Annotated in this window: 10 protein-coding genes; 5 read left to right on the forward strand and 5 right to left on the reverse strand. The window is 58.6% G+C overall.

Going from position 1 to position 14,676, the window contains the following annotated elements:
• The first annotated feature begins 229 nt into the window (after positions 1 to 229).
• The 4 genes from mexE to EQV90_RS06200 all read left to right on the forward strand — a co-directional run bounded on the left by mexE (position 230) and on the right by EQV90_RS06200 (position 7,370).
• Positions 230 to 1,474, forward strand: coding sequence for a multidrug efflux RND transporter periplasmic adaptor subunit MexE (gene mexE, locus EQV90_RS06185; RefSeq protein WP_010656612.1), 1,245 nt, complete (start codon positions 230 to 232; stop codon positions 1,472 to 1,474).
• Positions 1,475 to 1,489: 15 nt separating this feature from the next.
• Entirely contained in the window at positions 1,490 to 4,669 is a 3,180-nt protein-coding gene (locus tag EQV90_RS06190; protein WP_003445180.1) for an efflux RND transporter permease subunit, read from the forward strand.
• Positions 4,666 to 6,075: a TolC family protein gene (locus EQV90_RS06195; RefSeq protein WP_240877891.1), complete on the forward strand. Its 1,410-nt coding sequence runs from the start codon at positions 4,666 to 4,668 to the stop codon at positions 6,073 to 6,075. The genes EQV90_RS06190 and EQV90_RS06195 overlap by 4 nt, the downstream gene beginning before the upstream one ends.
• A gap of 239 nt (positions 6,076 to 6,314) precedes the next feature.
• Positions 6,315 to 7,370 carry a tetratricopeptide repeat protein gene (locus EQV90_RS06200; protein ID WP_010656613.1) on the forward strand — a complete coding sequence of 352 codons (1,056 nt, stop codon included), beginning with the start codon at positions 6,315 to 6,317 and terminating at the stop codon, positions 7,368 to 7,370.
• Between the two features lie 80 nt (positions 7,371 to 7,450).
• Here the strand turns inward: EQV90_RS06200 and EQV90_RS06205 are convergent, their stop codons facing one another.
• The 5 genes from EQV90_RS06205 to EQV90_RS06225 all read right to left on the reverse strand — a co-directional run bounded on the left by EQV90_RS06205 (position 7,451) and on the right by EQV90_RS06225 (position 14,009).
• Entirely contained in the window at positions 7,451 to 7,828 is a 378-nt protein-coding gene (locus EQV90_RS06205) for a response regulator (RefSeq protein ID WP_240877892.1), read from the reverse strand.
• A gap of 78 nt (positions 7,829 to 7,906) precedes the next feature.
• Positions 7,907 to 9,088 carry a hybrid sensor histidine kinase/response regulator gene (locus tag EQV90_RS06210; RefSeq protein WP_240877915.1) on the reverse strand — a complete coding sequence of 394 codons (1,182 nt, stop codon included), beginning with the start codon at positions 9,086 to 9,088 and terminating at the stop codon, positions 7,907 to 7,909.
• A complete protein-coding gene (locus EQV90_RS06215; protein WP_029612660.1) occupies positions 9,085 to 9,690 on the reverse strand; it encodes a chemotaxis protein CheB in 606 nt (201 codons plus the stop codon). The genes EQV90_RS06210 and EQV90_RS06215 overlap by 4 nt, the downstream gene beginning before the upstream one ends.
• Positions 9,687 to 10,511, reverse strand: a complete 825-nt coding sequence (locus EQV90_RS06220; protein ID WP_003445169.1) for a protein-glutamate O-methyltransferase CheR — start codon at positions 10,509 to 10,511, stop codon at positions 9,687 to 9,689. The genes EQV90_RS06215 and EQV90_RS06220 overlap by 4 nt, the downstream gene beginning before the upstream one ends.
• Positions 10,512 to 14,009, reverse strand: a complete 3,498-nt coding sequence (locus EQV90_RS06225) for a response regulator (RefSeq protein ID WP_240877893.1) — start codon at positions 14,007 to 14,009, stop codon at positions 10,512 to 10,514. It abuts the gene before it with no gap.
• A 257-nt stretch (positions 14,010 to 14,266) separates the two neighbouring features.
• Between EQV90_RS06225 and EQV90_RS06230 the strand changes: the two genes are divergently transcribed.
• Positions 14,267 to 14,629, forward strand: coding sequence for a response regulator (locus EQV90_RS06230; protein ID WP_003445165.1), 363 nt, complete (start codon positions 14,267 to 14,269; stop codon positions 14,627 to 14,629).
• The last annotated feature ends 47 nt before the right edge of the window (positions 14,630 to 14,676 follow it).

A 14,676-nucleotide genomic window follows, 5' to 3' on the forward strand; every position in this document is an offset into this window, starting at 1 on the left:
GCTCTTCGCTGGTAATTTGAAGAGCTCGCGAGCAAGCTCGCTCCTACAGATGGTTCAGGCCCATGACGAAGAATTTAATTGATAGCTCCCTAACAAAAGGCGCAAGCTAGAGGGCTTGGCCGGGCTTTGTATCATTCTGAATGATATTGATCTTCGCTGGGTTCGATTCGTTCCCCGGCCCTCGCGCCAGCATTATCCGCCCATCTCAATAGATTGGCGGACTCCCCCCATGGAACAGTCACTTAAACATTTGCGCTTCCCACTCGCGGCCCTGGCCATCGTGGTGATGAGCGCATGCGGCAAAACTCCACAAGCGACTGCTCCTGCTCCCGCTGCCAAAGTCAGTGTGGCCAAAGTGCTGGAACAGCCGGTCAATGAATGGGACGAGTTCACCGGGCGCCTTGAAGCTCCGGAGACCGTTGAAATTCGTCCACGGGTGTCGGGCCAGATTGATCAGGTCGCCTTCACTGAGGGCGCCCTGGTGAAAAAGGGCGACCTGTTGTTCCAGATCGATCCGCGTCCGTTCCAGGCCGAAGTGCGTCGTCTTGAAGCCGAGGTGCAACAGGCCCGCGCCAACGCCACCCGTACCGACAACGAAGCCCAGCGCGGCGAACGCCTGCGCCAGAGCAATGCGATTTCCGCAGAACTGGCCGACTCGCGCACCACCGCCTCCCAGGCCGCCCGCGCCGGGGTCTCGGCCATTCAGGCACAACTGGACCTGGCCAAACTCAACCTCAGCTTCACCCGTGTGACTTCGCCAATCAGTGGCCGGGTCAGCCGTGCCGAAATCACTGCGGGCAACATCGTCACCGCTGATGTCACGCCGCTGACCAGCGTGGTCTCCACCGACAAGGTGTATGCCTACTTCGACGCTGACGAACGGGTATTCCTCAAATACGCGCAACTTGCCCGCCAGGGCCAGCGCGGTCAGAGCACCCCGGTTTACCTGGGCCTGTCCAACGAAGACGGCAACCCGCACCTGGGCCAGATGAACTTCGTCGACAACCAGGTCAACCCGAAGACCGGCACCATCCGCGGCCGTGCCGTGTTCGATAACGCCGACGGCAGCTTCACCCCGGGCCTGTATGCGCGCCTCAAACTGGTGGGCAGCGGCACCTACGAAGCGGTGTTGATCAATGACGAAGCCGTCGGTACCGACCTGGGCAAGAAATTCGTGCTGGTCATGGACGGCGCCAATAACACTACGTACCGCTCCGTTGACCTGGGACCGAAAATCGAAGGCCTGCGCATTGTTCGCAGCGGCCTGAACAAGGGCGACACCATCATCGTCAAGGGCCTGCAACGGGTGCGCCCGGGTTCACCGGTCACCCCTGAAGTGATTCCGATGGCCAGCGAACAGACCCTCGCCGCACTGGCACAACAACGACAAGCCCTGGAAGCCAGCAACCTGTCCCCAGCCAAGCCCGCCAATGGCGCGCCGAAGCTGGCCAGCGTCGCGACTCCTCGCGGTTAAGGGACGATAACTCCGATGAATTTTTCCCAGTTCTTCATTCAGCGGCCGATTTTCGCCGCCGTGCTTTCCTTGCTGATCCTGATTGCGGGCAGCATTTCGCTGTTCCAGTTGCCCATCAGTGAATACCCCGAAGTGGTGCCGCCGACCGTTGTGGTACGGGCCAACTTCCCCGGGGCCAACCCCAAAGTGATAGGTGAAACCGTCGCCGCGCCGCTGGAACAGGCGATTACCGGTGTCGAGAACATGCTCTACATGTCGTCTCAGTCCACCGCTGACGGCAAGATCACCCTGACCATCACCTTTGCCCTGGGTACCGACCTGGACAACGCTCAGGTGCAGGTGCAGAACCGTGTGACCCGTACCGAGCCCAAGCTTCCCGAAGAAGTGACACGCATCGGGATCACGGTGGACAAGGCTTCGCCCGACCTGACCATGGTTGTGCACTTGACCTCGCCGGACCAGCGCTACGACATGCTGTACCTGTCCAACTACGCCATCCTCAACATCAAGGATGAACTGGCCCGCCTCGGCGGGGTTGGCGACGTGCAGTTGTTCGGCATGGGCGATTACTCGTTGCGGGTGTGGCTCGATCCGAACAAGACCGCTTCGCGCAATCTGACAGCCACCGATGTGGTCAACGCGATCCGCGAGCAAAACCGTCAGGTGGCTGCCGGCGCCCTGGGTGCCCCCCCTGCCCCGAATGCCACCAGCTTCCAGCTGTCGGTCAATACCCAGGGCCGTCTGGTGTCCGAAGAAGAGTTCGAGAACATCATCATTCGCGCTGGCGATGACGGTGAAATCACTCGTCTCAAGGACATTGCCCGGGTTGAACTGGGCTCCAGCCAATACGCCCTGCGCTCCCTGCTGAACAATCAACCGGCGGTGGCGATCCCGATTTTCCAGCGTCCGGGTTCCAACGCCATCGATATTTCCAATGAAGTTCGGGCCAAGATGGCCGAGCTGAAGAAGAACTTCCCGCAAGGCATGGACTTCAGCATCGTTTATGACCCGACGATCTTTGTTCGCGGCTCCATCGAGGCGGTGGTTCACACCCTGTTCGAAGCACTGATTCTGGTGGTGCTGGTGGTGATCCTGTTCCTGCAGACCTGGCGGGCGTCGATCATTCCGCTGGTGGCGGTGCCGGTATCGCTGATCGGTACCTTTGCCGTGATGCACATGTTCGGCTTCTCACTCAACGCCCTGTCGCTGTTCGGACTGGTGCTGGCGATCGGGATCGTGGTCGACGATGCGATTGTGGTGGTGGAGAACGTCGAGCGAAATATCGGCCTGGGGCTGACCCCGGTGGAAGCCACCAAGCGCGCCATGCGTGAAGTGACCGGGCCCATCATCGCCACTGCGCTGGTGCTGTGTGCGGTGTTTATCCCGGCCGCCTTTATCTCCGGGCTGACCGGGCAGTTCTACAAGCAGTTCGCCCTGACCATCGCGATTTCGACGGTGATCTCGGCCTTCAACTCGTTGACCCTGTCGCCAGCCCTTGCCGCGGTATTGCTCAAGAGCCACGACGCGCCGAAAGACCGCTTCTCCAGAGTGCTCGACACGCTGTTCGGCGGCTGGCTGTTCCGCCCGTTCAACCGCTTCTTTGACCGTGCCAGCCATACCTATGTCGGCACCGTGGCACGGGTGATCCGCAGCAGTGGCATTGCCCTGATCCTGTACGCCGGTTTGATGGTGCTGACCTTCTTCGGTTTCTCCAACACCCCGACCGGGTTCGTCCCCGGCCAGGACAAGCAATACCTGGTGGCCTTCGCCCAACTGCCGGATGCGGCGAGCCTGGACCGCACCGAAGACGTGATCAAACGCATGTCCGACCTGGCCCTGAAACAGCCCGGGGTAGAAAGCGCAGTGGCGTTCCCGGGCCTGTCGATCAACGGTTTCACCAACAGCCCCAATGCCGGCATCGTCTTCGTAACCCTTAAACCGTTCAACGAACGCAAAGACCCGAGCATGTCTGCCGGTGCCATTGCCGGTGCACTGAACGGCAAGTTCAGCGGCATTGAAGAAGCCTATATGGCGATCTTCCCGCCGCCGCCGGTACAGGGCCTGGGCACCATCGGTGGTTTCCGCCTGCAAATCGAAGACCGGGGCAACCTGGGCTATGACGAGCTGTACAAAGAAACCATGAACATCATCAACAAAAGCCACAACGTGCCGGAACTGGCCGGGCTGTTCACCAGCTACACGGTGAACGTGCCACAGGTCGATGCCGCCATCGACCGGGAAAAAGCCAAGACCCACGGCGTGGCCGTCAGCGACATCTTCGATACCCTGCAGATCTACCTGGGCTCGCTGTATGCCAACGACTTCAACCGTTTCGGCCGTACTTATCAGGTCAACGTTCAGGCCGAGCAGCAGTTCCGCCTGGAGCCGGATCAGATCGGTCAGTTGAAAGTGCGTAACAACAAGGGCGAGATGATCCCGCTGGCCACCTTTATCAAGGTCAGCGACACCTCGGGCCCGGATCGGGTGATGCACTACAACGGCTTTATCACCGCTGAAATCAACGGTGCCGCGGCACCCGGCTACAGCTCCGGCCAGGCCGAAAAAGCCATCGAGAAACTGCTCAAGGAAGAACTGCCCAACGGCATGACCTACGAATGGACCGACCTGACCTACCAGCAGATTCTGTCCGGCAACACAGCGCTGTTCGTGTTCCCGCTCTGCGTATTGCTGGCGTTCCTGGTACTCGCGGCCCAGTACGAAAGCTGGAGCCTGCCGCTGGCGGTGATCCTGATCGTGCCCATGACCCTGTTGTCGGCCATTACCGGGGTGATTGCTTCGGGGGGTGACAACAACATCTTCACCCAGATCGGATTGATCGTACTGGTGGGGCTGGCGTGCAAAAACGCGATTCTGATTGTCGAGTTTGCCAAGGACAAGCAGGAAGAAGGCATGAGCCCGCTGGATGCGGTACTGGAAGCCTGCCGTCTGCGGTTGCGGCCGATCCTGATGACCTCCTTCGCCTTCATCATGGGTGTGGTGCCACTGGTGTTCTCCAGCGGTGCCGGTGCTGAAATGCGCCACGCCATGGGTGTCGCGGTGTTCTCCGGGATGTTGGGTGTGACCTTCTTCGGCCTGCTGCTGACGCCGGTGTTTTATGTATTGATCCGCCGCTATGTGGAGCGCAGTGAAGCGCGCAAGGCGGCCAGGCACCTCAAGCTGGAGTCGCAACAATGAGCCTGAAAGTCTTTATGCCAAGTCTGCTGGTGCTGGCCTTGAGTGCCTGCGCCGTAGGCCCGGACTACAAAACCCCGGTCACCGAGCCGACACAGATCAGTGCCGACAACCTCAAGGGGTTTGACCGGGCCCATTATGAAGGCATCTGGTGGCAGCAATTCGACGATCCGACCCTCAACCAGTTGGTGACGCAGTCGCTCAACGGTAACCGCGAGCTGCGCGTGGCTTTTGCCCGCCTGCGCGCGGCCCGGGCCATTCGCGATGACGTCAGCAATGACGCCATGCCGACCATTACCAGCCGCGCCAGCAGCGATGTGGGCAAAGGCCAGATACCTGGCCAGACCGAAAAACGGGTCAACAGTGAGCGGTATGACCTGGGGCTGGACATGGCCTGGGAGATCGACCTGTTTGGCCGTATCCAGCGCGAACTGGAAGCCAGTGACGCCGACGAACAGGCCGCAGCGGCGGACTTGTATCAACTGCAAGTGACCATGATTGCCGAGCTGGTGGATGCCTACGGTGAACTGCGCGGCGCGCAACTGCGTGAGCGGATCGCCCTGGACAACCTGAAAAACCAGCAAGACTCCAAAGCCATCACCCAAAGCCTGCGTGATGCCGGGGTCGGTGATGAACTGGACGTGATGCGGGCTGATGCGCGTCTGGCCGCAGTTGAGGCCAGCGTGCCGCAACTGCAGGCCGAGCAGGTGCGCGAGCGCAACCGTATCGCCACCTTGCTGGGCCAACGGCCCGAGCAACTGAGCGTGGACCTGGGGCCCAAGCAGCTGCCGGCCATTGCCAAGGCGCTGAATATCGGCAACCCCGGCGACCTGCTGCAGCGTCGGCCCGACATCATGAGTGCCGAGCGCAAGCTGGCGGCGGCCACTGCCCGGATCGGCGTGGCCAAGGCTGATTTGTTCCCTCGGGTCAGCCTCAGCGGTTTCCTCGGTTTCACCGCCGGGCGTGGTTCGCAGATCGGTTCGGCGGCGGCCAATGCCTGGGCACTGGGCCCGCGCATCACCTGGCCGGCGTTTGATCTGGGCAGCGTGCGGGCTCGTCTGCGCGGGGCCGATGCTGAGGCCGATGGCGCACTGGCCAGTTACGAGCAGCAAGTGCTGCTGGCGCTGGAAGAGTCAGAGAATGCCTTCAGCGACTATGGCAAACGTCAGCAGCGCCTGGTTTCGCTGATTCGCCAAAGCGAGTCCAGCCGCGCGGCGGCCGACCTGGCGGCGATACGTTATCGCGAAGGGACGGTGGACTTTCTGGTGTTGCTCGATGCCCAGCGCGAGCGTCTGGCGGCCGAAGACAGCCAGGCCCAGGCCGAGGTTGAGTTGTATCGCGGTGTAGTGGCCATTTACAAAGCCCTGGGCGGCGGCTGGCAAGCAGAGACCGTCGCCAGCGCCCATTGATTTAACAGCAGTTTCAAGAGCTCCTTTGGTTGGTCGCATCCAGCCATTTTTAGCCCCGTGGTCATTCGGTCACGGGGCTTTTTTTGGTTCTGGTTTTTACTGTTCGCGACTTCGTAGTCGCTGCCCGGGGCTGCGATCTGCAGCGTAGCGCCAGCGCGGCTTGCCGGATCAGGGTTTGACTCCAACCGGCTACTGTCCCAATCTTGTCCCTCAACCGCACGCCTGTTTCTGGATATTGCATGACCCAGCCTCGCCGTTACCTCGCTATCAGTCTTCTGTCAGCGCTTATCGCAGCCGGTCTCTGGTATTGGATGCGCCCCGCGCCAGCCACAAAAGCGCCTTCTACAAGCAGCAGTTATTCGGTTGCCCTTGCCCAGGCGCACAACGGTCAACCCGGTGCGGCCCGGGTGCTCTATCAGCAATTGGCCCGCACCGACCTGTCGGACATCCGCCGTGCCAGCCTGCATGCAGAATTGCCTAACTACCCCAGCCCCCAGGCACTGAAACTGGCGGACGCCGACTTGCTGCACCCTTCACCGCTGGTCCGTCAGGCGGCGATCCAGAGTATTGCCGGGCTGGTGCCCAACGCCCAGCGCACGCTATTGCTGGGGCCGTTGCTGGATGATCCCGAACAAAGCGTACGCTTTACCGCCGCCAGTGCACTGCTGGGCTTGTCTCCTGATGAGCAAGGCCTGTATTTCGCCCCCTTGCAGCAGGTAATCGACGAATACGAACGCGATCTCAAAACCCGCCCCGACGATCCCCAGGCCCAGGGCCAGCTCGCCCGTCTGTATCTGCATGAAGGTCAGCTGGATGAAGCCCAGGCCGCTCTGGAAAAAGTCACCGCCCTGGACCCGGAAAATCTCAAGGCCGTGGTTGCTCAGGTGGAGTTGCTGGATAAGCGCGGGCAAACCGACCGGGCGCGTGAATTGCTGGCCAGGCAGCTGGAGGAGCATCCCGAGTCTGCTTATTTGCAGCATGCGCTGGGTATCTGGCTGCTTAACCACGGGCAGACTGAATACGCCCTGCTGGGTCTGGCCAAAGCCGTAGAGCTGGAGCCTGATAACAGTGATTACCGTTACAAACTGGCGATTGCCCTGCACGATCTTGATCAACTGGAAGCCGCGCAACGCCAGCTTGAGGAGCTGTTGCAACGCCAGCCGGCCAATCGCAAGGCGCGCGTGCTGTTGATTCGCTACTGGAAAGAGTCCGGGCAAATACAGAACGTTCAGGTATTGCTGGCGCAGATGGAACAGTTGAACCCGGATGACCCGGCGCTGCAGCAGGGGCTTTGACCCCCTTTGCCTGTCTGTACCTGTAGGAACGAGCTTGCTCGCGAGCTTTTAACCGCTCGCGAGCAAGCTCGTTCCTACAGTCAGGCCAGCAGTTCCTGGATCTGTTTCTGCAGGGTGTCGAGGTCGAACGGCTTGGCCAGGATCGGCGCCGTCAGGGTTATCGGGCTACCGGTGTCGCGGATTTCTGCCGGGTAACCACTGATAAAAATGACCTTGAGGTCCGGCCGCAGCTTGAGGGCTGGCTCGGCAATCTGAACCCCCGATATACCACCGGGCAGACGAAAATCAGTCACCATCAGGTCCAGATGCGGTTTGCTCGCCAGAATCTCGAACGCCTGCTCGCCGTTTTCAGCCTGCAGCACTCTATAACCTTCACCGGACAGGTAGGCGCTGAGAACCATCAGGATCGAGGGATCGTCTTCGACAATCAGAACTACATCTTGCGCATCTTCACTCATGGGAAACCTTATTCCGGGCAATTGCTGCAATTTCGACCGCAGGCCACGCCATAGGTTGCGGCTAATTCAAGTCTTTTGTTACAGAGGCAGACAAACCCTGAACGTGGCACCTTCACCCAATGCACTGTGAACCGAGATTTGCCCGTCGTGGGCGGCAACGATCTGCTCCGAGATGTACAGCCCCAAGCCAAGGCCGGTAACCACGTGACTGCCGGCTATGCGCTCAAACTGGTGGAAAATCCGCTGCTGGTTTTCTTCGCTGATGCCAATGCCCTGGTCACTGACTTCGATCACGGCCCAGGCACTGCGGGTATACACAGATACATCAATCGGTTTTTTGGCCCCATAACGCAGGGCATTGGTCAGTAAATTGGAGACCACCTGTTCAATTCTGAACTCGTCCCACTGCCCGACCACCGGCTGCTCTGAGCTGTAGTTGACGCTCGAACCCGCCGCGCTGATTTGCGCAGCAAAGCTCTCCAGCAAATTGCCCACCGCGGCTGACAAATCAAATTCTGACGGCCGGATCGACAGTTTTCCGGTGCGGATGCGCGACACGTCAAGCATGTCCTCGATGAGACGGATCAGGCTCTGGATCTGACGCTCATCGCGCTCGACCATGGCCTTCATCTTGTCCAGCGTAAAGGCTGACGCGTTGTCGCGGGCCAGGTGCATCTTGCGCAGCTGGGTTTCCAGGATCAGCCCGTTAAGCGGCGTGCGTACCTCATGGGAGACAATCGACATGAAGTCGTCGCGCATGCGCACTGCATGTTCGAGCTCGACCTGGGTCAGTTGCAACTGTGCCAGCAATACTTCCTGCTCGCGGCGGCTTTGCTCAAGGGCTTCGACCTGCTGCTTGACCGCTTTGCGCTGGCGATAAAGGTCGACAAACACATTGACCTTGCTCTTCACCGCATGGATATCCAGCGGTTTGTGCAAAAAGTCCACGGCCCCGCTTTCATAGCCCTTGAAGGCGTAGTTCATCTCGCGCCCGGCGGCACTGACAAAGACGATCGGGATACTTTTGGTTTTCTCCGTACCGCGCATCAACTCGGCCAGTTCAAAACCGTTCATGCCGGGCATTTGCACATCCAGAATGGCGATGGCGAATTCATGCTGCAGCAACAATGACAATGCTTCGTCCGCAGACAACGCTTTGTAGACGGTGCGATCCTCGCCTTTGATCAACGCTTCCAGCGCCAGCAAATTTTCCGGCAGATCATCAACGATCAGCAACTTGGCTTGAATATCACTTTTCAGCATTCGATTCGTTCCAGCTCGCATAGCAAACGGCCGATGCCGCGCAAAGGGAGGATGTAGTCAGGTTTTATCCGGTCCAGTGCCGCTTGGGGCATGGTCGCAACCAGGGCCTCTTGCGGGTCCTGGACAATGGTCACGCCGCCGCGCTGTTTGACGGTGTACAGCCCCTGAGCGCCGTCCTGATTGGCACCCGTCAGTAAGATGGCGGCCAGCCGGTGTTGATACGCATCGGCCGCCGACTCAAACAGGTAATCGATCGCCGGCCGCGAGTAATGCACCCGCGCCTCCTGGCTGAACGAGAAGCTATAGTCGCCCTCCACCGACAGGTGATAGCCGGGAGCCGCGAAATACACGGTTCCCGGGCTGATCGGTTCCTTGTCGGTCGCTTCCTTGACCCTGAGCGCCAGACGCCGGGCAAACACCTCGGCCAGCTGGCTACGGTGGGCATCGGGCAAGTGCAGGACCACAATGATGGGCAGGCCGAAGTCGGGGCCCAGGCCTTCAAAAATAGCCAACAAGGCTTCAACACCCCCGGCCGATGCCCCGACTACCACGGCATCCACAGGTCTCAAGGGCGAAGACGCTACGGTTATGTCATTCATAGCTTGCGGTAGATCCGTTCTTGTTTGAGCAGGGGCGCAAACTGTTTGCTGTAGTCCGAAAAATCCAGGGTTTCCTTGCTGCCCAACATCAGGAAACCACGGTGGCACAGCGACTCATGAAACAATCCGAATGCTCTGTTTTGAAGATTCTTATTAAAGTAGATCAGTACGTTGCGACACGAAATCAAATGGGTTTCGGAAAATACGCTATCGGTCGCCAGGCTGTGATCGGCAAAGGTCACGTTTTCACGCAGTGTCTTGTCAAAAATCGCATAGTCGTAGGCGGCAGTGTAGTACTCGGCAAACGAACGCTGCCCCCCGGATTTTTGGTAATTCTGGGTATAGGCGCGAACGTTCTCCAACGAGAAAATCCCTTGTCGGGCCTTTTCCAGGGAGCGCGGATTGATATCGGTGGCGTAGATGATGGTGCGATCCAGCAGGCCCTCTTCACGCAGCAAGATGGCCATCGAGTAAACCTCTTCTCCGGTACTGCAACCTGCAATCCAGATTTTCAGTGAGGGATAGGTCTTGAGCACCGGCACCACTTCCTGGCGAATGGCCAGAAAGTGCTCCGGGTCGCGAAACATCTCGCTCACCGGAATGGTCAGGAACTGCAGCAACTGCATAAAGGCCGTCGGGTCATGCAGTACCCGTTCCTGCAGGGCCGATATGGTCTTGCATTCGAACTGACGCAACGCATGATGTACCCGGCGCTTGATGGACGCGCCGGAGTAGTCGCGGAAGTCATAGCTGTATTTGAGATAGATCGCTTCGATCAGAAGGCGTAACTCTATGTCGTCGTTTCGTTGCGTTTGTGGCACTTAGAGTCGTTCCATTTTCGGTAGCCAGACACGGATCAACGAAAAGAGTCGGTCCAGATCAATAGGTTTGGCCAGGTAATCATTGGAGCCTGCCTGCAGGCACCGATCCTGATCGTCTTTCATTGCCTTGGCCGTCACTGCAATGATCGGCAGCTTGCGCCAGCGCGGGTCCTTGCGAATTTCTACGGTGGCTTCGTAGCCGTCCATCTCCGGCATCATCACGTCCATCAATACCAGATCGATATCATCGGTCTCGTTAAGACGCTCGATGGCTTCACGGCCATTACGGCCAATGACCACGATAGCGCCCTTATGCTCAAGGGCACTGGTCAGGGCGAAGATGTTGCGCACATCGTCATCCACCAGCAAAATCTTGCGCCCTTCGAACACCCTGTCGCGGCTACGGGCGGTCTTGAGCATGCTTTGCCGCTCATGGGACAACTGCGATTCAACTTTGTGCAAAAACAATGTCACTTCATCGAGCAAACGCTCCGGCGAACGCGCGCCCTTGATGATGATCGAGCGGGAATACTTGCGCAGCTCTGCCTCTTCATCCCGGGTCAGGTTGCGCCCGGTATAGACGATGACCGGCGGGAACGAGCAGATGTCCTCGGTAGACATGCGCTTGAGCAGGTCGTTGCCCAGCATGTCCGGTAATTTGAGGTCGATGATCATGCAGTCATAGATGTTGCTGCGCAGCAGTTCAAGCGCCTCATGGGCGAAGCCTACGGCGGTGATTTCGATGTCATCGTCGCCGATCAGGCGGGCAATGCTGTGGCGCTGCAAATCATCATCTTCCACCAGCAGAACCTTTTTCACCTTCTGCGTAAGCTTGGCTTCCAGGCGCGCGAATACGTTTTTGAGCTCTTCGCGGCTGGTCGGCTTGACCGCATAGCCCACGGCGCCCATGTGCATCGCAGCTTCGACCCGATCTTCCACGGATATGACGTGAACCGGGATATGCCGGGTCGGCGCCAGCGCCTTCAGGCGCTGCAGCACCGTCAGCCCGGAATGATCAGGCAGGCGCATATCCAGCAAAATCGCATCAGGAATAAATTGTGTCGCCAGGCTGAAGCCTTCATCTGCGCCGTGGGCCACCAGGCAGTGATACCCCAATTCATGCGCCAGATCGAAGAGGATACTGGCAAAGTTGGGCTCATCTTCGATCACCAGGATACAACGTCCGGTAAAGGGACCTTTTTCCCGGTCATCCATGAACCGCGGGATGTGCAGGGGCGCAACAATAGCCGCGGGCGCTGCTGGCTTGGGTACGACAGCAACCACTGGCACCACAGCGCTGACAGGCACCCGGGCTGGTGGCTCGGCGTTTTCCACAAACTGTTCGGGCATGACCAGGGTAAATACGCTGCCCTGCCCCGGCACGCTACTGACACTGATGGAGCCACCGAGCAATGTCGCCAGATCCCGGGAAATCGACAGGCCCAGCCCCGTCCCGCCATAACTGCGGTTGGTGGTGCCATCGGCCTGGCGGAAGGCTTCGAAAATGCTTTCCAGCTCTTCGGCGGCGATCCCGATACCGGAATCCGCGACGCTGAACGCTATGGCGGCATCCGGCAGAGCCGACACGGTCAGGCTGACCTGACCCTTGGCGGTGAACTTGATCGCGTTGGACAACAGGTTTTTGAGCACTTGCTCCAGACGCTGGCTGTCGGTGTAGATCATGGCCGGCGTGCCGGGCTGTACCTCAACCCGGAACTGCAGGGACTTATCCCCCGCCAGCGGCTCGAACATACCGCGCAAACCTTCGACTACACGGCTGACACTGGTGTTTTCGGGACGCACTTCGAGCTTGCCGGCCTCAACTTTGGAGATATCCAGAATGTCGTTGATCAGGTTGAGCAAGTCATTGCCCGCCGAGTAGATAGACTCGGCAAACTTGACCTGTTCGGCGCTCAGGTTCTCCTGGGGGTTTTCCGCGAGCAGCTTGGCCAGAATTAACGAGCTGTTGAGCGGGGTCCGCAGTTCATGGGACATGTTGGCGAGGAACTCGGACTTGTACTTGCTGGAGCGCTGCAGCTCCAGAGCGCGCTCTTCAAGCTGCACCTGGGCCTGATTCAGTTCGGTATTCTTGAGGTCCATCGCGTCGCGCTGACCGGCCAGGGCCAGTGCCTGTTCCGCCAGCTGTTCGTTAGTTTGCTCAAGCTCCGCCTGCTGGGTTTCAAGATGCGTCTGGGATTCCTTGAGAATCTGCGATTGCTCTTCGAGCTCTTCGTTCGCGGTCTTCAGCTCTTCCTGCTGCACTTGCAGCTCTTCGTTGAGCTGCTGGGTTTCGGCCAGCACTTCCTGCAGGCGCTGACGGTAACGGGCGGCTTCAATCGACATGCCGATATTGTCGGCAATCAACTCAAACAGTTCGACATCACGCTCCGTCAGTGGCCGCAGGAAGCCCAGTTCAATGACGCCATTGACCCGGTCATCGTCGCTGGTAGGCACCACCAGCACGCTGCGCGGGGTGCCTTGCCCAAGACCTGAGCTGACTTTCAGGAAGTAGTCCTCGGGCACATCGTCCAGGCGTATCAGCTGGTCTTGCCGGGCCGCCTGCCCGACCAGGCCTTCGTCATTGTGTATCAACTGATCCCGGGCTTCTTCCTCTCGGGAAAAACCATAACTGGCCACCCGTTTGAGGCCGCCGTGGTCTTCCCGCACATACACGGCGGCAACCACTGTGCCGAGGTACTGGGCGCAAAATTGCAGAATGTTGCGCCCCAGCATATTCAGGGTCAGCCGGCCCAACACCTGCTCCGCCAGTTCGGTTTGACCGTTACGCAACCAGGCCTGCTGTTCCAGGCGCTGCGCAGTCTTAATTTGTAGCTCGAGGTTGTCGCTGTAACTCTTTGAAAGATCGAGCAAATCGCGACGACCTCTGTAGGCCAGAAAACCACTCAAGCCGAGTACAAACACCAGGTAAAGGCCAATACTGACGAGGGTGGTTTTACTCACATCTTCATTGCGGGCAACTCGCAGTTGCTGCTCCATGGCAACGAAGTCTTCGAATTCCTTGCGGATTTCATCGCTCAGGCGCTTGCCACGTCCGGCCTGCACTGCCGCCCTGTAGTCGCCGCTCTGGCGGCGCATATCGATCATCGACTGGGCATAGTTACTCCAGTCGGATTGCAGGGCTTCGAGACGCTTGAGGCGATCAATTTGCTGCGGGTTGTCGCCGACCAGCTCTTTCAGCCCGTTGAGTTGGGCCATGATTTGAGGCTTTGCCACTTCATAGGGGTCAAGAAAATGCTCATCACCGGTAATCAGGAAGCCGCGCATGCCGGTTTCAAGATCCACTGACAGCTTCACCGCCTCGTTGGCGTTGTTAATCACCCGGTCGGTGTGCTCGACCCACTGAATGACCGACAGCAGGTAGCTGATCATGGCTACAAACAACACGGCGCTGAGCACACCCACACCCAAGGGCAAACCGACGTTGCGGCTCAGGAGCTTGCGAAAGCTCTGCTCATCTACCGAAGCTGGTGCATTCATATTTCAGTCCCGTGTACGGTGGTCAAAATTGAGAGTTTGACGGATTCTCGAGTAAAAATTCTATTTTTCTTATGAAGTGGTAGCCAATTCCTACAGTGAAAAAGGATTTAGCTGCTTGCAACAGCTATCCTAACAAAACTTGTACAGGCATTTTTTTTGTACAACGGCGGAACTAGGTTGGGGTTCCAGCTTACTGATAGAGCAAGCAAATTCAGGTTTGCCCCCACCCGCGCTCAATTTCATTCGGGATAACCATTATGTCTGCAACACCCTCTACCATTCTGGTGGTCGAAGACGACGCCATTGTTCGTATGTTGATCGTTGACGTACTGGAAGAGTTGAAATTCAACGTGCTCGAAGCCGAGGATGGCGAGAGCGCCATGGAACTGCTCGAAGACCGGGGCAACAGGATCGATTTGCTGATGAGCGATGTGGGGATGCCGGGGATGGATGGCAAGACCCTTGCCAATAAAGCCCGCGAGCTGCGACCACAGTTACCTGTGCTGTTTGCCAGCGGCTATGCCGAGAACATCGATGTACCAGCCGGCATGTTTGTGATCGGCAAACCCTTTTCCATCGACCAACTGCGCAACAAGGTCAAAAGCATCCTCGCCGTCTGAAGTTGACTCTGCAGGCAATCCATTGCATGGGCAGCTGATTTGACGGC

Origin of the sequence: Pseudomonas sp. TMW22089, assembly GCF_022496645.1 — a bacterium.
In the GTDB taxonomy this organism is placed as follows: domain Bacteria; phylum Pseudomonadota; class Gammaproteobacteria; order Pseudomonadales; family Pseudomonadaceae; genus Aquipseudomonas; species Aquipseudomonas paraversuta.

Coding starts and splice junctions, on each gene's coding strand:
- EQV90_RS06190 (WP_003445180.1), top strand. CDS start 1,490: ATGAATTTTTCCCAGTTCTTCATTCAGCGGCCGATTTTCGCCGCCGTG.
- EQV90_RS06215 (WP_029612660.1), bottom strand. CDS start 9,690: ATGAATGACATAACCGTAGCGTCTTCGCCCTTGAGACCTGTGGATGCC.
- mexE (WP_010656612.1), top strand. CDS start 230: ATGGAACAGTCACTTAAACATTTGCGCTTCCCACTCGCGGCCCTGGCC.
- EQV90_RS06200 (WP_010656613.1), top strand. CDS start 6,315: ATGACCCAGCCTCGCCGTTACCTCGCTATCAGTCTTCTGTCAGCGCTT.
- EQV90_RS06205 (WP_240877892.1), bottom strand. CDS start 7,828: ATGAGTGAAGATGCGCAAGATGTAGTTCTGATTGTCGAAGACGATCCC.
- EQV90_RS06230 (WP_003445165.1), top strand. CDS start 14,267: ATGTCTGCAACACCCTCTACCATTCTGGTGGTCGAAGACGACGCCATT.
- EQV90_RS06195 (WP_240877891.1), top strand. CDS start 4,666: ATGAGCCTGAAAGTCTTTATGCCAAGTCTGCTGGTGCTGGCCTTGAGT.
- EQV90_RS06225 (WP_240877893.1), bottom strand. CDS start 14,009: ATGAATGCACCAGCTTCGGTAGATGAGCAGAGCTTTCGCAAGCTCCTG.